We start from the raw sequence: 19448 nt of genomic DNA, 5'->3' as shown, positions 1-19448 counted from the left end.
ATGAAGCTCCCAAGAATCACCCTGTCGCCTCGGCAAGTCCTCGATGACATCGCGCTCTGCCTGGTCTTCTTCACGCGCCTGCCGCTGCCCGTGCTCGATTTTCGTGGCCGCAGCCTCGCCGCCGCGATCTGGGCCGCTCCGATCGCCGGCCTTGCCGTCGGCTTGATCGGCGCGATCGTCTTTGCCACTGCGGAACGCTTTGGCCTTGCCATTGGGCCATCAGTCGCCCTGGCCCTTGTTGCAACCGTGCTCACCACCGGCTGCCTGCACGAGGATGGCCTCTCCGACGTCGCCGATGGCTTCGGTGGCGGCAAGTCGCGCGGACGCAAGCTCGAGATCATGCGCGACAGCCGCATCGGCGCCTATGGTGCGATGGCGCTGGCGCTGGCGCTGCTGACCCGCTGGAGCACGCTGTCGGAACTCCCCGATCCCACGCAAGCCCTCTTCGCTCTGGTGGCCGCGCATGCGGCCTCGCGTGGCGTGCTCGGCGCCTTCATGCACCTCTTGCCGCCGGCACGATCCGACGGCCTGTCGGCCGACGCCGGCACGGTATCGCTCGGCACCGCCATAGCCGGCGGCGTGCTCGGCGCGATCCCTTTGCTGTTGCTTGGCCCCGGCGGCGCCATCGCCGCGCTCGTCCTGCTTGGCCTGCTGTTTGCCGCTTTCCACGCTCTTTGCCTCAACCAGATCGATGGCCAGACCGGCGATACGATCGGCGCCTTGCAGCAGGTGAGCGAAATCGCGGTGCTTCTCGTCGCTTCCGTCGCCCTTTCCTGATCCCTTGACCTGATTCCCTTCTGGAGACCTTGCCCCCATGCCCTTCAAATCCCTCGATGAACTGCGCGCTGCCTGCCTTAATCTGCCCGCCGGCAGCGAGACGGCGGCCGATGCCGTTGCCCGCCGTCAGGACACGCTGACCAAGCCGCAAGGCAGCCTCGGCCGGCTGGAAACCATCGCCGCCTGGCTGGCGCGCTGGCAGGGCCGCGATATGCCCAAGCTCGACCGCGTGAAAGTCTTCGTCTTCGCCGGCAACCACGGCGTCACCGCGCAGGGCGTGTCGGCCTACCCTTCCGAAGTCACCGTTCAAATGGTGGCGAATTTCGCCGGCGGCGGTGCCGCCATCAACCAGTTGGCCCGCATCGCCGGCGCCGAACTCGACGTCATCCCGCTCGACCTCGACCAGCCCACTGGCGACTTCACGCAGACATCGGCGATGGATGAGAAAGCCTTTCTCGCCGCGGTTTCCGCCGGTTATGACGCGGTCACCAAGGACATCGATCTCGTCTGCTTTGGCGAAATGGGCATCGGCAACACCACGCCGGCCGCCGCCATCTCGGCTGCCCTGTTCGGCGGCGGCGCGGAAAAATGGACTGGACGCGGCACCGGCGTCGACGATGCCGGCCTGAAGCGCAAGGTGGTCGCCATCGAAGCCGGCCTGAAGCGCCACGCCGCCGCCCTTGCCGATCCGCTGGGGATCGCGGCCAGCCTTGGCGGACGCGAACTCGCCGCGATCTTTGGCGCGACGCTGGCCGCACGGCATCTGGGCATACCCGTACTGCTCGACGGCTTCGTCTGCACCGCTGCCGCGGCACCCCTGGCCAAGCTGCACCCGACCGGCCTCGCTCACACCATCGCCGCCCACGTCTCGGCCGAATCGGGCCATCGCGGCCTGCTCGAAGCGCTCGCCCTGCCGCCGCTGCTTGATCTCGGCATGCGGCTCGGCGAAGGCTCAGGCGCGTGCCTGGCCGTCAACATCGTGCGCTCGGCGCTGGAATGCCATGCGAGAATGGCGAGCTTTGCCGAGGCTGGCGTGTCGGAGAAGTAATGCGCGGATCGCCTTGAGGTACAAACCCTCATAAATTTTGGTAGTGGGTCAGTTTGAAATTGCGAGCATCATTCCTCGATCTCATAGGAACCTATAGGGCCCAGCATGGCAGCGACATGGGCGATCACATCGGATAGGATGTCGTGGCGCGCGTGATAATATGGATCAGCGACCTTCGCGAGGCGATCCTTGGGTATTTCCTGCGAATGGGCGTGAAAGAACGCTAGGTGTTTCGCGGTGTCCAAAATCTCCCGCCTGGTTCTGGACATTTGCTCGTCATTATCCCGAAACGGATGCTTCATGACGAAATGCATACGTTCAACGGCATCTGGGTATTTGGTCAGATGCAGATGCATAAACTCTTCGATTTGACTGTCGCTGAACGTTCGCTGTCTCAATTAAGTTTCTTTCGATAAGCCCCGCGAGCCATTGGCTTCTCGGCTTCTTTCGCTTCAATCAACGCGACAATATCACCGATCTCCCAAAGCTTGTCAGTCACGCCAGCGGCCATCGCCGGGGTGACGCGCAGCGTCTTATGGATGCGGACGAAATTGTAATACATGAAGTGCAGAGCGACCGCATTAGCGTGAGCTTCAACCTTTTTGGAAAAGCCATTGGTCAGGCGGGTGAAGCGGCGCATGTGCATCCGCATGGTGAGGTTCTGGCGCTCGGCAAATGACGTGCTGACGTGCTTAGGATCGGGATTGCCTTCGACCGTCTCTTTGCGTCCGCCAGGCGAGCGGCTTCTTATCTTCAGCCTCGCCGGTGGCGAGCGAGACAATCGACTTCGCCAACTGGTTAGGATCGCGCGGGCGCTTTGGGTGCTTCTCTGTCATGCCTTGAAGATGGCATGCGCTTCAGCCTATTTTCCAGACAGAGCGTAGGCGAAAGCGCCTATTGTGATCGGGGCGGAATTTCAAACTGACCCACTACCTAAATTTTCGAAGACCCCGAAACAGGGGGGCGCGATGTCCTTGCTCGAACCGACTGAAATTTCGACAGCAAGAGAAGGCACGGGCGCGCTCGGCCCTTCTGCAGGCTCCAAGGACGCATATTAGCAAGAAAGAATATATTAACGGCTGTGATGCAGCCTTCCATAAGGGGATGGGAAACGCCTCCTCATCGGACGTTCCAAACGCGCGCCCTCAAGCGCCGGGACGCTCGACCAATGCGGAGCAAACGCATGAGTGTCGGAGCAGCTCTCGAACTATTGCTACGGTTGATTCATAGCCGAGCCATGAAGTTGGCGGCGTTGCCGGAGGATGAAAGGGATGTACACTATGATCTCATCCGCCGCGCATGCTGCGAAGCAGCCGAGCACATCGGGCAAAACCCCGACAAGGCAGCCATCACGGCAAACGATATGGTTGAGTTTGTTCACGCGCTGGTGGGAATCATCGAAGTGGGCCGTGGACCAGATCAAGGGGCAAGCACCGACCGACCGCCAGCGCGACATTTTGGTAGCCGGAAGCATGACATGACGCGCATCTAGAGCATGATGCCGAACAAGTGTGACGCGGTTTTCGGACGACATCATGCTCCATCTCTTTGATTTAGAGGCGGATGGGTTTCGCAAGCTTTGAATTTCCGGAGAGGCCGACGGGGCTTTTTGGTCGGATTGAGCGGGAAAGAAACCAGGACGCAACTTCGATGCTGCCCAAAATATTCAGACATAGCGCGGATACCGACTTCCGCCTGCATCCGTCAGGGTCCCTCACCTCGTCCAACAAATTGATTTTGTTAGATTTTTGGTGGGTGCGCACAGGATTGAACTGTGGACCCGCTGATTAAGAGTCAGCTGCTCTACCAACTGAGCTACGCACCCACTCGGCCGGTAAAAACCGGCGTTGGCGGCCATATAGCCGCCGATACTGGTCCTGTCCAGCCCTGCCGGAATCATTTCCCGACAAATCGACAAAGCCCGGAGGCGATCAGAGGAAAAGCTTGCCTTCCGCGACTTTGATCGCATTGCCGCCAATGCGCGCGGAGGCCAGTTTTCCGCCCTGCACGGTCAATTCGAGGCGGATGCGCGATGGCCGCCCCATCTCCAGTCCCTGTTCGATCCACAATTGCGAAACCCCGTCGGTCGGAGCGTCGAAATGCATGATGGCGCCGGCGAAGGCCGCCGCCGCCGAACCCGTCGCCGGGTCTTCATAGGACGGCGTGCCCGGCACGATCATGCGCACGTGGAAAGCGCTTTCGTGGTTTACCGTCTCGCGGCAATAGACATAGGGGCTGGCAAAGGCCCATTCGCTCTTGCGCGGCGCCAGTTCCGACCACGCCTGATTGTCCAGCCGGATCCGGCCCGCCGCCTCGATATTGGCGACCGGAATGGTCACGTAGGGCACGCCCGCCGACCAGAAGGCGACGCGGTGATTCTCGAAGCCGACTTCATGCGGTGCCAAGCCAAGCGCCGCGCCGATCGCCACCGGATCGGCTTCGAGCTTCAGCGGCTCCGGCAGCTTGGCCAGGTCGAATTCGGCGAAGGTGGCGCCATCGTGCTGGCTCACGGCGCAACGCACCGGTCCGATATTTTCCTCCAGCACGAAGATGCCGGCACCGCCCTCACCGGCCAATTCCGCCAGCGCAATGGCCGAGCCCACCGTCGGGTGGCCCGCGAACGGCATTTCATAGTCGGGCGTGAAGATGCGGATGCGGTTTCGGTGCTTGGGATTGTCCGGCGGCAGCACGAAAACCGATTCGGACAGGTTGAACTCGCGCGCGATGGCTTGCATCGCGGCGGTGTCCAGACCTTTGCAATCCAACACCACCGCCAGCGGGTTGCCGGCCAGTCGCTCGGTCGTGAACACATCGTAAAGCAAGTAATTCCGGGTTTGCATTCCTGCCTCAATCCCAACATGGGCGAAATTTAATTTGATATTTGAACCGGTAAGCCTGATCTGTGCACAGATAGGGACGTTGCGCATCATAGGGGTCCGAGGTGGACCAGATTGTCAATCTGCCAAAGACGGAATCGGATTCCGCCATCGAGACGGCGCTGGGGCTCGACCACGCCGGCCGGCGCAGGACGCGCCGCCGCGGTTGGCTCTACGCGCTGCTGATCCTGATCGCCCTCGTCGCGGCTTTTGCCGGCTATCAATGGTATGCCGGCACGCCGACCAGGATCGACTATACGACAGTGCCGGCCGCCAAGGCCGACCTCACCGTCCAGGTGTCGGCGACGGGCACGCTGCAGCCGCTCACCCAAGTCGACATTTCCAGCGAATTGTCCGGCATCATCCGCTCGGTCTCCGCCGAGGAGAACCAGCAGGTCAAGAAGGGCGACGTGCTGGCGACGCTTGATACGGTGAAACTCGAGGTCCAGATCGAACGCGCTGAGGCATCCGCCAAGGGCGCCGCAGCCAATGTCGAAGACGCCACGGTGACGCTGGCCGAGACCGAAAGCGCGTTGGTACGCGCAGCGGCCTTGACAAAACGCGGCATGGCGACCGACCAGTCGCTCGAAGCGGCAACCGCGACCCGCGACCGCGCCAAGGCGGCGCTCGACAGTGCGCAAGCCAATCTCGCCATCGCCCAGGCCGACCTCAAGGCGCAGCAGACCGACCTTGCCAAGAGCACCATCTACGCGCCGATCGACGGCATCGTATTGACCCGTTCGGTCGACCCCGGCCAGACGGTCGCTTCCTCGCTGCAGGCGCCGGTGCTGTTCGTCATCGCCGCCGATCTCAGAAACATGGAGTTGGTGGCCGCGGTCGACGAAGCCGACATCGGCGCGGTCAAGTCGGGCCAGCATGCCCGCTTCACCGTCGACGCCTTCCCCGACCGGCCGTTCGATGCCGAAATTCGCGACATCTCCTATGCCTCGGTCACGACGGATGGCGTCGTCACCTACAATGCACGGCTCGAGGTCGACAACGGCGAACTTCTGTTGCGGCCCGGCATGACCGCCACAGTTTCGGTGGTCACGCGGCAGGCCAAGGACGTGCTCACCGTGCCTTCTTCCGCCTTCCGCTACCGCCCGGCGCAGCAAGCGGCACGCGGCTGGAGCTTGAGCGACCTGTTCACCGGCCGCATGGGCCGCCCCGGCGGCAACCGCCAGCGCCAGGCCGCGAAGGCACCGACCGATGGTTCCCGCACGCTCTATGTGCTGGATAACGGGCGGCCGCATCCGGTCAACGTCAAGATCGGCTCCACCGACGGCGAGCTGACCGAGATCACCTCCGGCCTGGAGGAAGGCGCGCAGGTGATCACCGCCTCGCAGTCGCGGAGCTGAGGCCATGGCCGCCGGTGCCGCCCTCATCACCTTCGACAAGGTCTGGAAGAGCTACGGCCAGGGCGAAGCCAAGGTGCATGCGCTGGCCGGCGTCGACCTTGCCATCAAGCGCGGCGAATTCGTCGCCATCATGGGTCCGTCCGGCTCCGGCAAGTCGACGGCGATGAATATCATCGGTTGCCTCGACACGCCGACGGCCGGAACCTATTCCTTCATGGGCGTCGATGCCGGCCGGCTCGACCGCAACCGCCGCGCCATGCTGCGCAACCTCTATGTCGGCTTTGTCTTCCAGGGCTACAATCTCCTGGCCCGCACCACGGCGGCGGAGAATGTCGAACTGCCGCTGATCTATCGCGGCGTCGCTGCCCGCGAGCGCCGCGACCTCGCCATGCAGGCGCTGGCCGAGGTCGGCCTCGTCGGCCGCGAGCACCACACGCCGGCCGAACTTTCCGGCGGCCAGCAGCAGCGCGTGGCGATCGCCCGCGCCATCGTCACCAGGCCGACACTGCTCGTCGCCGACGAGCCGACCGGCAATCTCGACACCGCGCGCACGCATGAGATCATGGAGCTGCTGACGCGGCTGAACAGGGAGCTTGGCCTGACCATCGCCATGGTTACGCACGAGGCCGATGTCGCCGAATACGCCGAGCGCACCATCCGCTTCCTCGACGGCCACGTGGCCTCCGATTCCATGAACCTGGAAGTGGCATAGGCCATGATCTGGGAAACCGTACGCCTGTCGCTGCGCTCGATCCGCCGCAACGTGCTGCGCTCGTTCCTGACCTTACTCGGCATCGTCATCGGCGTTGCCGCCGTCATTGCCATGCTGACCATCGGCTCCGGTACCACGCAGAAGGTCAAGGCCGACATTTCCAAGCTCGGCAGCAATCTGCTGGTCGTGCGTGCCGGGCGCCCGGCCGGCCCCGGCGGTCCGGGCGGGCTCGACCAGGCGGTGCGGCCGCTGGCCGAAAAGGACCTGGCGGCGCTGGTTGCGCATCTCACCGGCGCGCGCGCCATATCGCCGGCATCGCAGAAGCAGGTGCGCGTCATCTTCGGCACCGAAAGCCTGACCTCTGGCGTCACCGGCACCGACAGCGCCTATCTCGACGCACGCGACTGGAAACTGGTCTCGGGCCGCCCGTTCAGCGATTCCGAAACCCGGTCGGGCACCGGCGTGTGCCTGATCGGCGAAACGGTGCGCCAGCAATTCTTCGGCGCCGGCGATCCCGAGGGCGAGATCATCCGCGTCAACCGCACCTCCTGCAAGATCGTCGGCCTGCTCGAGCCCAAGGGCTATACCGGCTTCGGCCAGGACCAGGACAATGTCGTGCTGATGCCGCTCGCCGCCTATCAGCGCCGCATCGCCGGCAACCGCGACATCGACAACATCTACATCGCCGCCGACGACCGCACGCCGACCACCGAATTGCAGCCGCGCGTCGAGGACATTTTGCGCGATGCGCGCCATATGACCCCCGACCGCGAAAGCGATTTCGCCATTCGCGACATGACCCAGATCGCCGATGCCATGGCCAGTGCCACCACCACCATGACCGGCATGCTGGGCGCGGTCGCCGGCGTCAGCCTGCTGGTCGGCGGCATCGGCATCATGAACATCATGCTGGTGTCCGTCACCGAGCGAACGCGCGAGATCGGCATCAGGCTCGCCATCGGCGCGCATGAAAAGCACATCCTCATCCAGTTCCTGGTCGAGGCGACCGTGCTGTCGCTGCTCGGCGGCATCATCGGCATCCTGATCGGGCTGGCGCTGGCCGGCCTCGCCTCCGTGACCTTGACCATACCCTTTGCGCCAAGCCCCGCGGTGATCCTGCTCGCAGTCGGCTTCTCCGCCCTGATCGGCATGGTGTTCGGCTTCTTCCCGGCCCTGCGCGGCGCCAGGCTCGATCCGATCGACGCGCTAAGGCACGAGTAAGGGAGCAAGCTGCAAAGGCGCCCGGCACGCCGCGCCGGTTTTTGCGCAACCTTGGACGATTCCGCCCTGCCCCTGTCGTCACTGTGTCGGCGATGTTATGCCAAGGCATTTCTGGTCGAGGAGCAGCTGATGAGCAAGAAGGCGCGCGTGATCCTGACCATGGTGATTATCGAAGCTGTCCTGGCAGGGATCTGGTGGTATCTCGCCGATTACGGGATGACCAACCCCGATCGCGTCAAACCGGATTTCCAAGCGGTCGTCGGCCAGACCATGGGTATGGCGATGGGCGGGTTGCTGGGCGTCGGCTTCATTCTGTTTTTCATCGCCGCGCGCAACGAACGCAAGGCACTCACGAGCAAGACATCATAGAGCCCTGTCCGCCTCTCCCCGGATCATTCATCCCGACCGCGGCGACAACGTGCGGTTTCGAGTGGCAGGCACGGTTACAACGCTGCTTCCCACGGATTGACGGTATTCAACCCGGCGGCCGCCAACGGGCTGGTATCGCGGGTGGCGACCGTGAGGCCGTGCGCAGCGGCTGTGGCGGCGATGTAACCATCCGCGTTGCCGATGGCCTTGCCCGCGGCCCTCGCCTGCACCATGAGGATGGCATAGGCGCGCGACGCATCGAGATCGAAGGGCAGAATACGGCCAGCAAACAGCGGCAGCGCGTCCTGCTCCAGACGATCCTGCAGGATCGTGCGGCGCTTGCCGGCAGGCATCGCCGCGACACCGAAACGCAGCTCGGCCACGGTGACGGCCGAAAGATACAGGGTTTCAACGGCCTGAGCGTCGATCCACGCGATGACGCGCGGATCGGGCGCGGGTTTCCACGGTTCGGAAATTACATTGGTATCGATGAGGATCATTCGAACCGTACCGGCTCGCCCGGTGTCTTGTCGCGGAGCCTTTGCAAGGTATCGACATCCTCTTGCGACAATCCAGCCTCGCGACCGATGGCGGCGAGCAGCGAGCCGAGTTTGACCCGATTGGCCGGCCGCACGGCCGTTTCCAGGATCTCTCGCATTTCGGCCTCAGTGCTGCGGCCGTGGTGGGCCGCCCGCACCTTCAAGGCGCGGAGCGTTTCCTCTGGCAAATTGCGGATGGTGACAGCGCTCATCGATAGCAACATACTTATAGTGACATCTTTGATAGCATTTTATCAAGTTTGATATCACAACGCAATCTCTCGACGCTTCTCCGTAAGGCGCATGCAAGGGGATTTAGCCCTCGTTCGCAAAATGCCACTCGATCAGCGGCTTCATATGCGGCGACAGACCGTCCGGCAGGTCGCCGGCATGGCGGATGATCACAGGCCCCTCGATCTCCGGATCGGCTTCGGAGGCGACGAAGGCGCGGATGCGCGATGCGATCTCGTCAGCCGCCTCATCGACATGATAGCGGCGGAAGATGACCGTGCCGCTTGTCGTCGACAGGGCGTGCCAGCGCACACCGCGCCTGGCATCCGACAGGTCGAGGCCGGTCTCCTCGCGCACCTCGCGGATCATGTTGAAATCGACATCGACGAGACCGTCGCGGAAATCGGTCGGCTCGAACGAGCCCGCGGCGAAATAGACGCTCCCGGCACCCACTGTGTGTCGTCCCATGCGGATCGCCACCAGAGCGTTGTCCCCGGCCACCAGCATGGCGTGCCCATAGGCGTGCTCGGCGCCGGAATTCTCCCGTCGTTTGCGCCAAAGCATGAAGGTCGAGTAGTTGATCGCATGACAGCGGCCAATGAGGCTGCGGTCGCGATAGGCGAGTTCCGAAAGCAGAACCACCGTGCCGTCGAACAGCGCCGGATTTGCCGCGATCTCGCTCTGCCAATTCTTGGCGATCGCCTCGGCATTATCCACCGCGAAGGGATGCGGGCCGGGATCGAGACGGACGTCGATGGCATCGACCGGCAGGATGACATTGCGCGGAAGATCGAAGCTCATGTCGGCTCAGGTCCCGATCCTGCCCATCAGGCCATGTCCAGCGTGATCGCCACCGGGCAATGGTCCGAGGCCTTGGGCCGATCCCAGCCGGCACGCGGGAAGCGCTCGACTTCCTGGCCCGCGGGAAAGATCGTGCGCCAGGGCTGGCCGTTGCGGATGATGTCGGGAACGGCGGTGGCGTTCTTGGCCGCCAGTCCCCTGGAAAGCAGGATATAGTCGAGCTGGCACAAATGCCGCTCCTCGGGTCCGCGTGTGTGATAGAAGGTCCAGCGGTTCATTTCCGGCCGCCGCTCGACCACGTTTTCGCAGAAGCCGCCCGCTGTCAGCACGTTGATGCAGGACAGGTTCTCGTCGACCACCTCGAAACGGTAGCCGTCGACCTCATCGCCGGCGATCTTCACGCGCTGGCGGTAATCGTTCATGTCGCCGCAGATCGCCCAGCGCTTGTCGGCAGCGTGATCCCCACCGAAGCGCTCCTCGATGATGCGCCGCACGGCCTGCGCCTCGGCGATGCGCACCGGCATTGTCGCCTCGCGTCCGTCGAGCCCGTTGCGGGGCGACCCCATCGACTTGAAGTGCACGAGATAGAGCGTCATCGGCGCGCCGCCCACCTTGATGTCGACCTCCAGGCAGTCGCGCCGGAAGATGCGTTCATTGGCCTGGTTGCCAAGCGCCGCGAGTTCCGGCGTGTGCAAGCCGAACTGCTCGTAGGTGACATAGGCGTGGCTGGTCATGCGCACGAATTCGATCGGCTGTCCCTGCGCAGTCTCGTTGCGCATCATTATCGCGACATCGATGCCGCGCGAATCATTGCCCGACGTGGTGTATTTCTGGCGGTAGCCCTGCCCCACCATCTTGAACAGATAGCCGTACTCGAACGCCTTCAGCGCTTCGATGTTGTCGACCTCCTGCATGCAGATGATGTCGGCGCGGGTGGCGGCGATGGCCAGCGCCGTCAGCTGGCGCGTGTCATCGGATTGCGCGATGGCGCGCGCCTGTTCCAGCATCCTGTATTCGGCCTCGCTCTGGATATCGAACAGCGCCAGTGTCCGGTCCTCGTTGAGTTGGTTGCGATAGCCGGAAAAGTCGAACCTATTCATCAGGTTCTCGACATTGAAGGTGGCAAGGCGCAGCGACATGCGCTGACCTTTGCCTGCAAGAGCAGCGGAAGACAAGATCGCAAGACCACAAGCAGGGATCGTTTGGTCCTGACGGCGTTCGCGCCATGGTTGACGGAACCTTTCCGTTCATCCGCCGTTCAGACGCAAAGATCCACAGTGGTCCCATTCCCCTGGGTAGGGCGTGGGGCCTGTTCTCTTGGAGAAGTGCAATGAACGCGCTTTTTTCTTCCACTGTCAAATCCGGGCTGATAGCGCTTGGTATTGTCTCCGGCGTCACGGCGCCGTCCGCTGCCGGGCCGATCCTACAGCCGGATGTGTCGATCCCGGCCAGCACCGCCGCGCCAACGGTCACCCCGGTCCGCGAAGGCTGGGCCGGCGGCAACAACCGGAGTTTCAACAACGATTGGAGATGGCGCCGGTCGGGGAACTGGAACGGCCGCCACTGGAATGGCGGAGGCAACTGGAGCGGCCGTCACTGGAATGGTGGCGGCAACTGGAACCGCGGCGACGACTGGCGCTGGCGCCATGGCCGCCGCTACTATCACGGCGGCTACTACGACGATGGCGCCGCCGCGATCCTCGGCCTTGGCCTGGGTCTCGGCCTTGGCAGCATGTACAACAACTATAACAACTACGACTACTATGCGCCGGCGCCACGCCGCTACTACCGCGCGGGACGGCTTTCGAGCGCCCATGTCCGGTGGTGCTACAACCGCTACCGGTCGTACCGCGCTTACGACAACACGTTCCAGCCCTATAACGGGCCGCGCCAGCAGTGCTGGTCGCCCTATAGTTGAGCTGCCTGCGGCTGACACCAGAAATGAAAACGGCGCCACGTGGCGCCGTTTTTGGTTTTTGACCGTTCGAAGTCAGAGCAATTCCAGAAAAGTGCGTAGCGGTTTTCCATCCGGAATTGCGTAAAAACCAAGAGTTGGAGGGGCTTCGAGCGGATAGATTTCGCTCAATTCTTGGCCTTGTCCACCAGCTTGTTCTTCGAAATCCAAGGCATCATCGCGCGCAGCTTGGCGCCGACTTCCTCGATCTGGTGGCTGTCGTTGTTGCGGCGGATGCCCTTGAAGCGCGACATGCCGGCGCGGTATTCCTGCATCCATTCCGAGGTGAATTTCCCCGTCTGGATGTCCTTCAGCACGCGCTTCATCTCGGCCTTGGTCTCGGCGGTGATGATGCGCGGACCCGAGACATATTCGCCCCATTCGGCGGTGTTGGAGATCGAGTAGTTCATGTTGGCGATGCCGCCTTCATAGATCAGGTCGACGATCAGCTTGACCTCGTGCAGGCACTCGAAATAGGCCATTTCCGGCGCGTAACCGGCTTCCACCAGCGTCTCGAAGCCGGCGCGGATCAGTTCGACCAGGCCCCCGCACAGCACGACCTGCTCGCCGAACAGGTCGGTCTCGCATTCTTCGCGGAAATTGGTCTCGATGATGCCCGAACGGCCGCCGCCGACGCCGCAAGCATAGGAGAGAGCGAGGTCGAGCGCGTTGCCCGAGGCGTCCTGGTTGACGGCGACCAGGCACGGCACGCCGCCGCCCTTCTGGTATTCGCCGCGCACCGTGTGGCCGGGACCCTTCGGCGCGATCATGACCACGTCGACGGTCGACTTGGGTTCGATGAGGCCGAAATGCACGTTGAGGCCGTGCGCGAAGGCGATCGCGGCACCGTCGCGGATGTTCGGCGCGATCTCGTTCTTGTAGATGTCGGCCTGCAATTCGTCTGGCGTCGCCATCATCATCAGATCGGCCCATTTGGCGGCGTCGGCGACGCTCATCACCTTGAGCCCGTCAGCCTCGACCTTCTTGGCGGTCGCCGAGCCGGCCTTGAGGCCGATGGCGATTTCCTTGGCGCCGGAATCCTTGAGGTTGAGCGCATGCGCCCTGCCCTGGCTGCCATAGCCGATGATGGCGACCTTCTTGCCCTTGATCAGGTTGAGATCGGCATCACGATCGTAATAGACGCGCATTTTTACTTCCTTCCCGTTTTATGAAGAGGCCTTGCGGCCGTTTGTTGCTCCGAAAAGAGCGAGAAACTGCTGCGTCGCGCGGATGGCATCGCCGCCGATCGCCGCCTCAGTCAATTCCAGCCGGTCACCGAGGAGCAGACGGATCTGCACATCCCGGCCAACCAGTCCGAAAAAGGTACGGAACGCCATCTCGGCATCCGAAAATTCAAGGAGTCCCGCCTGCCGGCCGGCCTCAAGCACCGGCTTCAGCCGCTTGGCCAGGGCAAAGCGCCCATTCTCCAGCACGACGGCGCCGAGATTGTCCTTGCCCGACCCGGCATGGCCGACCGCGACACGGTTGAGCGCAATCGAGGTGTCGCTGGAGATCACTCTCAGCCAATCGGAAGCGAAACGCTCTAGGCTCGCCGCCAGCGAGGCAAGGTCAAGCCCCTTGCCGTCGACCGGAGCCACCCGGACCTTGGAGGCCTGCCACTGCACGGTTGCCGTCAAAAGCCCGTCGCGGTCGCCGAACCATTTGTAGAGGGTTTCCTTGGAACAGCTGGCGCGTCGCGCCACGGCAGTCATGGTCAGGTTGTCGCCCTCCTCGACCAGCAGCCGCAGCGCCGCGTCCAGGACGGCCTGCTGCCGCTCCGTCAGCGTCTGGCTGTTGTCGATGTCGGCGTTGGCCTGCAACACGCTCGGCTCCTGTTCGAAGGGTACAGTTCGGCGTCAACTACAGCGTACCGTACGTTACGGTTCGGGATATTGCGCGATCCGCCATCCGACGCAAGGGGAAAAAGTAGAAATATTTGGCGGCAAAAGGCGACGGTGCGCAACAGCCGCTCAGTACTCTTCCAACCTCAATGGTCCACAGGCGGATCGCGCAGCCGGCCGAGCATCGCCGAGACCGTGTTCAACTCAACGGTTGACAGTTTGGCGCCAACCAGGTCCGCGATCGAGCGCCCGTAGACCGCCCACATCCGGCGGCGCGTCTCACGTCCCGTGGCCGTGACGCGGATGGTTTGCCCACGGCCGTCATCGGCCACCGGCAGTTTCTCGACCAGCCCGCCGGCCTCGAGCCGCGCCAGCAGCCGCGAGATGTTGTACTGGGCAAACAAGGTGCGCTCGATCAATTGAAACGGCCGCAAACCGGCCTCGCCGGCCTCGGCAAGCTCGTGCAACACGTCATACCATGCGAGCGGCGGCAGGCCGCCCTCCTTCAGCGCGTCCTCGGCGCGTTCCATCAATTGGCGCGACACCCGCATCAGGCGGGCCCAGACCTTGATGGCTTCAGGCGAAGGCATGGCTGTCTCTGTCATGGCCGCACCATACGAGGTAGATGCAATTGCATCAAGCTTGACGATCAATGCACATGCATCTACATAAATGCAACCGCATCGATATCGAGAGGCACATCCCCGTGCAACATACCGACACCCTCATTCTCGTCAGCCACCCCCTTTGCCCCTATGTCCAACGCGCCGCGATCTCGTTGGCCGAGAAGGGCGTCCCGTTCGAGCGCGTCGACATCGACCTCGCCGACAAGCCGGACTGGTTCAAGGCGATCTCGCCACTCGGCAAGGTGCCGCTGCTGCGCGTGCGGCAAGCTGGCGACGAGACGATAATCTTCGAATCGGCGGTCATCCTCGAATTCCTCGAGGAGACACAGACCAATCCCCTCCACCCTGCCGATCCCTACGCTCGTGCCCGGCACCGGGCTTGGATCGAATACGGCTCGGCCATCCTCAACGCCATCGGTCGCTTCTATTCAGCGCCGAGCGAGGCCGGCTTCCTCGCCGAGTGTAGTGCGCTGTCGGCGATGTTTGGCCGCCTCGAGGCTGAACTCGCGGACGATACCCCGCGGCGCGGGCCATGGTTCGCTGGCAGCCGCTTTTCCCTCGTCGATGCCGTTTACGGTCCGGTCTTTCGCTACCTCGACGCCTTCGACCGGATCGGCGATTTCGGCATCCTGGAAGGCAAGCCGCTTGTCCAGGCCTGGCGCAAGGCGTTGAGCGGCCGTCCGTCGATCAGGCAAGCCGTGGCGCCTGACTATCCGCAGCGCCTGCATGCTTTCCTGCGGGCGAAGGGGTCTTTCCTATCGAGTCTCATTCGGCAAGGCGATCCGGCCACCGCGCTTCGGCAAGCCCTGCCCGCCTGAACGGATCGATCACCGTGCCGGCCACCATCGAGGCGAGAAACCGCGGCGCCGGCGGGATTTTGGCGATCGTCGCCACCAGCCTGTCGCGGATGAAGGGCAGCGCCGCCGAATCCGACTGGTAGAAGGGCGTGAATGCCAGCGACAGTGCCTGGAAGGCCCGCACATGCCAGCGCCGCGCTCTCGCATAGGCTTCCAGCGCTGCCTCCACGCCGTCCGCTCGCGCCAGCGCATGGCTGAGCGCGGCGGCGTCGAGGAGCGCCATGTTGGCGCCCTGGCCAAGCTGTGGGCTGGTCGAGTGCGCGGCGTCGCCGATCACGGCCAGCCGCCGGCCAGCCGGAAATTTCATCGTATGGTGGCCGTAGCGGGCCAGCGAGAGCTGGTCGAAACTGTCGATCTGGCCGGTGAACGCCTCGGCCTGCGGCCACAGCCGCAGCACCCGCTCCTTCCAGGCATCGATGCCGAGGTTGCGCACGGCATCGGCATCCGCCGGTTTCAGGCTCCAGAAGAAAGCCGCCATCCTTTCGGCATCGGGTTCCGGCCGGCCGATCGGCAGCACGCCGATCATCACGCTGGCCTTGTCGTAGCGCTGCAAGAGCGCGTGCTCGTCAAAGCCCTCGCCTCGCCAATCCAGCGATGCCCAGAACGCGCCATAGGTGAGTGGTCGTGGTGCCGCGGCATTGCCGGCGCATTGCCGCAGTTTCGAGCGTGCGCCGCTGGCATCGACGACCAGATCGAACGGCCCCGCCTTTCGCCCGCCGCTGTGGATCAGCGTTGCCCGTTCGCCGATTTCCAGGGTCTCGATTTCGACGCCGGTTTCGATGGCGAGGGTCTCACGCCGGGCAGCGCGGAACAGCACGCCGAACAGGGCAGCCCGGTGCACCGCCAGGCCGAAGCGGCCGCCCTGCTGGGCGTCGTAGCGGACATCGAGCACGGTGCGGCCGGTCGAGGCATCGGCGCCATGCAGCCGGTCGATGCGGGCACCAAGTGCCATGACATCATCGAGCAGGCCGAGATCGGCCAGCACCGTCAGCCCGGTCGGCTGCAGGATCAGGCCGGAGCCGACCGGCCTGGGTTCCTCGAAGCGTTCGAAGACGGTGACCCTGTGGCCGGCGCGCTTGAGGTAAAGCGCCATGGCCAGCCCTGCCGGACCGGCGCCTGCAATTGCAATGTCGTAGGAAATGCCGATGCCCCCAAGCCGAACTGGCCGGGACAATCCTTCAGCCGTCGGGCGAAATCAAGTCGCCGAGCCGCGCACTGTCCGTTGTTCAAGCCTGGGTCGCGTCGAAGGCAGTGCGCGCGTCGCGCACCGCGTCATGGTTGTTTTCAGCCCACTGCAGCAAATACTGCAAGGCATCGAACATCGAGCGCCCGAGGTCGGTCAGGCTGTATTCGACACTCGGCGGCTTGGTCGGAAACACTTCGCGACGCACATAGCCGTCGCGCTGCAGATCGTAGAGCGTCTGGGTCAGCATGCGCTGCGAAATGTCGGGAACCAGCCGCCGCAGCTCGCCGAAGCGATAGGGCTGCTCAGCCAAGGCCGCCGTCAACAGCGAACTCCATTTGCCATTGAGCCCCTGGATGACGTCGCGGACCGGGCAATCGGCGATGCTTCCGCCGTCGGTCATCGCTTTGTAGACTTCGAGTTTGGATCTCAGATTGACGGTTCGGCTGTCCATGACTGGTTCCCTGCCTGTGCCTACCTCCCCAAAAACTGCCTTCTTTACGGCATCGGGTCAATTCCTATTTTAGTGCTGGTCTCTTTTTGAGACCACCACTCGAACCGCCCTTCCGGCGCAAAGTCAGGATCCCCCATGACCGCAACTCTTCTCGTCACCGGCGCGTCCGGCCAGCTCGGCCGCAGCGTCATCAACCATCTGCTGGACACGTTCGAGATACCGGCGGCCCGAATCATCGCCACGACCCGCACGCCCGCCAATCTTGCCGACCTGTCAGCGCGCGGCGTCACTGTTCGCGAGGCCGACTTCGACGATCAGGCCTCGCTTGCCAAAGCTTTCGCCGGCGCCGACCGGGCGCTCATCATTTCGACCAACGAGCTGGCGATCCAGGGAAAGCGGCGCGAACAGCAGCTCGCGGCGGTCGCTGCGGCCAGCAAGGCAGGCGTCGGCCACCTGCTTTACACCTCGATGCCCAACACCGAGCCGGGGTCGCCGGTGCTCTTCGCGCCCGACCACTACGACACGGAACAGGCGATCAAGGCGAGCGGCATTCCCTACACGATCTTCCGCAATGGCTGGTACGACGAGAACCTGTTCATGGCGATGCCGCAAATCCTCGCATCGGGCCAATGGTATACGTCCGCGGCCGATGGCGCCATTTCCTACGGCGCGCGGAGCGATCTGGCCGCGGCCATAGCCGCGGGGCTGGCTTCGGACGACACCGAAAGCACGACTTACACGCTGACTGGCCCCAAGGCCTATACACCAGCCGAAGTCGCCGCACTGGTCACCGAAGTCACCGGCAAGCCGATCCAGGTCGTCCAGCTCTCCGACGAAGCGCTGACCGAGGGAATGAAGGCGGCCGGGCTTCCCGAGCCGATCGCCAAGCTCCTGGTGTCCTTCGATGCTGCCACACGCGCCGGCGACCTTGGCATGGTAACGGACTCGGTGGAGACCCTTTCCGGCCGGAAGTCGGTACCGCTGAAGCAGTTTCTCAAGGCCAACAAGGCCGCGCTGGCCGGCTGAAATCCGCGCGGCGGGAAGGCTTTGTCCCGCCGCGCTATTTCGGGGTCTTGACCAGCCCAAGCCGAACCAGGCTTGCTCCGGTGGCGGCCAGGGCATCCTCGCGCGAGCGCGGCGCCCAGCCGAGCATGCGCACCGCCTTGGCGTTGGTGGCGTTCTTGACCTTGCCGAGTTCCGTCACCAGCTGCGCGGCTTCCGCGTTGAACAACCCCACCACCCGCACCAGCCAATCGGGAAGCTCCCGTGTCGAGACACGCGAGGCGGCCGCGCCGAGCCGCGTCTTCACGGCCTGCGCGATCTCCCGCACGGTCATGAAATCGCCGGCTACGGCCAGAAACCGCTCGCCCTTGGCAGCGGGATTGGTCATGGCGCGCACATGCAGGTCGGCCACGTCGCGCGCGTCGACCACACCGAAGGACAGGCGCGGCAGCCCCGGCATGGCACCGTTCATCATGCGCTGGACGAATGCGGTGGAGGTCGAATGGTCGGCCCCCAGGACAGGCCCGAAAATGCCGACCGGATTGACGACTGCCAGCTCCAGGCTGCCACCCTCGGCGGCGATGAAATCCCAGGCCGCGCGTTCGGCGAGCGTCTTCGACTTCACATAGGCGCTGACCTTGGCCGTCGGATCGGTCCAGCTCTCTTCGGTGAAGGGCCGGCCGTCCGGCGGCATCTTGCCATAGCCGATAGCGGCGAAGGATGAGGTCAGCACGACGCGTTTGACGCCTGCGTCTCGCGCCGCCCTGAGCACGCGCAAGGCGCCTTCGCGAGCCGGGATGATCAGGTCATCTTCATGCTTCGGCACGCCGAAGGGAAATGGCGAGGCGACATGCAGGACATAGTCGCAGCCGGCAACCGCTTGCGGCCAGCCGGCGTCGCTCATGAGGTCGGCAATGGCAAAGGAAAGCCGGTCGCCGGGCTCGGCGCCACCAACCTTCAGCATGGCCAGAACATCGGCTTCACGCCTGGCGGAGCGCAGCGTCGTGCGCACGCGATAGCCCGGCTTCAACAGGGCAAGGATGCAGTGAGCGCCGAGGAACCCCGACCCGCCGGTGACAAGCACCAATTCGCCGCTCATCCCCGCCTCCCCGTTCAGGCCGAGGCGATCGACCTCGTCAGATCGCCACCTGCGTACCGATTTCTACCACACGTCCGGTTGGAATCTGGAAATATTCGGTGGCGTCGGCCGCCGTGCGCGCTAGGCCGATGAACAGCCTGTCCTGCCACATCGGCATGCCGGAATTGGGCGAGGCCTTCAGCGAGCGCCGCGACAGGAAGAAGGACGTCGTCATGATGTCGAACTTCCAGCCTTGCTTGCGGCAGATCGCCAGCGCGCGCGGAATGTTGGGCTGCTCCATGTAGCCGAAGGTCAGCGTCACCCGCATGAACAGCTCGTTGACCGTCTCCATCTTGACCCGGTCGCTGTCGGGCACCACCGGCTGAGGAGCGGTGACCACCGAGAGGATGACGTTCTGCTCGTGCAGCACCTTGTAATGCTTCAGGCTGTGCATCAGCGCGGTCGGTGCGCTCAAGGGATCGCTGGTTAGGAACACGGCGGTGCCCGAGACCAGCTGCTGC

Annotated in this window: 23 protein-coding genes, 1 tRNA gene and 1 pseudogene; 10 read left to right on the top strand and 15 right to left on the bottom strand. The window is 63.7% G+C overall.

Annotation, left to right across the window (positions count from 1 at the left end):
- Together cobS and cobT are read left to right on the top strand one after the other, a co-directional pair.
- Positions 1–777: an adenosylcobinamide-GDP ribazoletransferase gene (gene cobS / locus EN824_RS04115; RefSeq protein ID WP_135866548.1), complete on the top strand. Its 777-nt coding sequence runs from the start codon at positions 1–3 to the stop codon at positions 775–777.
- Between the two features lie 37 nt (positions 778–814).
- Positions 815–1825 carry a nicotinate-nucleotide--dimethylbenzimidazole phosphoribosyltransferase gene (gene cobT / locus EN824_RS04110; RefSeq protein WP_127279491.1) on the top strand — a complete coding sequence of 337 codons (1011 nt, stop codon included), beginning with the start codon at positions 815–817 and terminating at the stop codon, positions 1823–1825.
- 68 nt (positions 1826–1893) lie between these two features.
- On the opposite strand, the gene EN824_RS04105 is transcribed toward cobT, so the two are convergent.
- Positions 1894–2181, bottom strand: a complete 288-nt coding sequence (locus tag EN824_RS04105) for a hypothetical protein (protein WP_127279492.1) — start codon at positions 2179–2181, stop codon at positions 1894–1896.
- Between the two features lie 38 nt (positions 2182–2219).
- Positions 2220–2540, bottom strand: a pseudogene (locus EN824_RS04100) (IS1 family transposase); the annotation flags it as partial.
- 468 nt (positions 2541–3008) lie between these two features.
- Between EN824_RS04100 and EN824_RS04090 the strand changes: the two are divergent.
- A complete protein-coding gene (locus tag EN824_RS04090) occupies positions 3009–3317 on the top strand; it encodes a hypothetical protein (protein WP_135866546.1) in 309 nt (102 codons plus the stop codon).
- Between the two features lie 257 nt (positions 3318–3574).
- Here the strand turns inward: EN824_RS04090 and EN824_RS04085 are convergent.
- A tRNA-Lys gene (locus EN824_RS04085) sits at positions 3575–3650 on the bottom strand.
- Positions 3651–3756: 106 nt separating this feature from the next.
- Positions 3757–4665: a PhzF family phenazine biosynthesis protein gene (locus EN824_RS04080; protein WP_127279494.1), complete on the bottom strand. Its 909-nt coding sequence runs from the start codon at positions 4663–4665 to the stop codon at positions 3757–3759.
- 101 nt (positions 4666–4766) lie between these two features.
- On the opposite strand from EN824_RS04080, the gene EN824_RS04075 reads away from it, so the two are divergent.
- The 4 genes from EN824_RS04075 to EN824_RS04060 all read left to right on the top strand — a co-directional run bounded on the left by EN824_RS04075 (position 4767) and on the right by EN824_RS04060 (position 8361).
- Complete coding sequence (locus EN824_RS04075; protein ID WP_127279495.1) at positions 4767–6059, top strand: efflux RND transporter periplasmic adaptor subunit; 1293 nt, start codon at positions 4767–4769, stop codon at positions 6057–6059.
- A gap of 4 nt (positions 6060–6063) precedes the next feature.
- Positions 6064–6771: an ABC transporter ATP-binding protein gene (locus EN824_RS04070; protein WP_127871606.1), complete on the top strand. Its 708-nt coding sequence runs from the start codon at positions 6064–6066 to the stop codon at positions 6769–6771.
- A 3-nt stretch (positions 6772–6774) separates the two neighbouring features.
- Positions 6775–7992, top strand: a complete 1218-nt coding sequence (locus EN824_RS04065; RefSeq protein ID WP_135866537.1) for an ABC transporter permease — start codon at positions 6775–6777, stop codon at positions 7990–7992.
- 129 nt (positions 7993–8121) lie between these two features.
- Entirely contained in the window at positions 8122–8361 is a 240-nt protein-coding gene (locus EN824_RS04060; protein ID WP_127280734.1) for a hypothetical protein, read from the top strand.
- Positions 8362–8435: 74 nt separating this feature from the next.
- Here the strand turns inward: EN824_RS04060 and EN824_RS04055 are convergent, their stop codons facing one another.
- The 4 genes from EN824_RS04055 to EN824_RS04040 all read right to left on the bottom strand — a co-directional run bounded on the left by EN824_RS04055 (position 8436) and on the right by EN824_RS04040 (position 11071).
- Positions 8436–8861 carry a type II toxin-antitoxin system VapC family toxin gene (locus EN824_RS04055; RefSeq protein ID WP_127280733.1) on the bottom strand — a complete coding sequence of 142 codons (426 nt, stop codon included), beginning with the start codon at positions 8859–8861 and terminating at the stop codon, positions 8436–8438.
- A complete protein-coding gene (locus tag EN824_RS04050; RefSeq protein WP_127280732.1) occupies positions 8858–9112 on the bottom strand; it encodes a plasmid stabilization protein in 255 nt (84 codons plus the stop codon). The genes EN824_RS04055 and EN824_RS04050 overlap by 4 nt, the downstream gene beginning before the upstream one ends.
- A gap of 103 nt (positions 9113–9215) precedes the next feature.
- On the bottom strand, positions 9216–9932 hold the full coding sequence (locus EN824_RS04045) for a hypothetical protein (protein WP_127280731.1): 717 nt from the start codon (positions 9930–9932) through the stop codon (positions 9216–9218).
- A gap of 26 nt (positions 9933–9958) precedes the next feature.
- Positions 9959–11071 carry an endonuclease/exonuclease/phosphatase family protein gene (locus tag EN824_RS04040; protein WP_135928380.1) on the bottom strand — a complete coding sequence of 371 codons (1113 nt, stop codon included), beginning with the start codon at positions 11069–11071 and terminating at the stop codon, positions 9959–9961.
- Between the two features lie 191 nt (positions 11072–11262).
- Between EN824_RS04040 and EN824_RS04035 the strand changes: the two genes are divergently transcribed.
- Positions 11263–11850: a BA14K family protein gene (locus tag EN824_RS04035; protein ID WP_127279160.1), complete on the top strand. Its 588-nt coding sequence runs from the start codon at positions 11263–11265 to the stop codon at positions 11848–11850.
- A 164-nt stretch (positions 11851–12014) separates the two neighbouring features.
- Here the strand turns inward: EN824_RS04035 and ilvC are convergent, their stop codons facing one another.
- The 3 genes from ilvC to EN824_RS04020 all read right to left on the bottom strand — a co-directional run bounded on the left by ilvC (position 12015) and on the right by EN824_RS04020 (position 14332).
- Positions 12015–13034 carry a ketol-acid reductoisomerase gene (gene ilvC / locus EN824_RS04030; RefSeq protein ID WP_013531065.1) on the bottom strand — a complete coding sequence of 340 codons (1020 nt, stop codon included), beginning with the start codon at positions 13032–13034 and terminating at the stop codon, positions 12015–12017.
- Between the two features lie 18 nt (positions 13035–13052).
- Positions 13053–13709, bottom strand: a complete 657-nt coding sequence (locus EN824_RS04025) for a TetR/AcrR family transcriptional regulator (protein WP_127279159.1) — start codon at positions 13707–13709, stop codon at positions 13053–13055.
- A 164-nt stretch (positions 13710–13873) separates the two neighbouring features.
- On the bottom strand, positions 13874–14332 hold the full coding sequence (locus tag EN824_RS04020) for a MarR family transcriptional regulator (protein ID WP_135866525.1): 459 nt from the start codon (positions 14330–14332) through the stop codon (positions 13874–13876).
- 53 nt (positions 14333–14385) lie between these two features.
- Here EN824_RS04020 and EN824_RS04015 point away from each other — a divergent pair, with 53 nt between their 5' ends.
- The gene (locus tag EN824_RS04015) at positions 14386–15171 is read left to right on the top strand and encodes a glutathione S-transferase family protein (protein ID WP_245520942.1); all 786 of its coding nucleotides are present in this window, start codon (positions 14386–14388) and stop codon (positions 15169–15171) included.
- On the opposite strand, the gene EN824_RS04010 is transcribed toward EN824_RS04015, so the two are convergent.
- Together EN824_RS04010 and EN824_RS04005 are read right to left on the bottom strand one after the other, a co-directional pair.
- Positions 15119–16384, bottom strand: a complete 1266-nt coding sequence (locus EN824_RS04010; RefSeq protein WP_135866522.1) for an NAD(P)/FAD-dependent oxidoreductase — start codon at positions 16382–16384, stop codon at positions 15119–15121. The two genes, EN824_RS04015 and EN824_RS04010, sit on opposite strands and share 53 nt — an antisense overlap.
- 52 nt (positions 16385–16436) lie before the next feature.
- Positions 16437–16847: a helix-turn-helix domain-containing protein gene (locus tag EN824_RS04005; RefSeq protein WP_127871613.1), complete on the bottom strand. Its 411-nt coding sequence runs from the start codon at positions 16845–16847 to the stop codon at positions 16437–16439.
- Positions 16848–16982: 135 nt separating this feature from the next.
- On the opposite strand from EN824_RS04005, the gene EN824_RS04000 reads away from it, so the two are divergent.
- Positions 16983–17873, top strand: a complete 891-nt coding sequence (locus EN824_RS04000; RefSeq protein ID WP_127279156.1) for an SDR family oxidoreductase — start codon at positions 16983–16985, stop codon at positions 17871–17873.
- A 34-nt stretch (positions 17874–17907) separates the two neighbouring features.
- Here EN824_RS04000 and EN824_RS03995 read toward each other — a convergent pair whose 3' ends face one another.
- Together EN824_RS03995 and EN824_RS03990 are read right to left on the bottom strand one after the other, a co-directional pair.
- A complete protein-coding gene (locus EN824_RS03995; protein WP_135928376.1) occupies positions 17908–18948 on the bottom strand; it encodes an aldehyde reductase in 1041 nt (346 codons plus the stop codon).
- Positions 18949–18985: 37 nt separating this feature from the next.
- Positions 18986–19448 (bottom strand): KUP/HAK/KT family potassium transporter (locus EN824_RS03990; RefSeq protein WP_189522122.1); only part of this gene is annotated, 463 nt, incomplete at its 5' end.

This window comes from Mesorhizobium sp. M8A.F.Ca.ET.181.01.1.1 (assembly GCF_004792025.1).
Classification (GTDB): Bacteria; Pseudomonadota; Alphaproteobacteria; order Rhizobiales; family Rhizobiaceae; genus Mesorhizobium.
The sequence above is the reverse complement of the archived record's forward strand: the minus strand, read 5'-3'. Positions and strand labels throughout refer to the sequence as shown.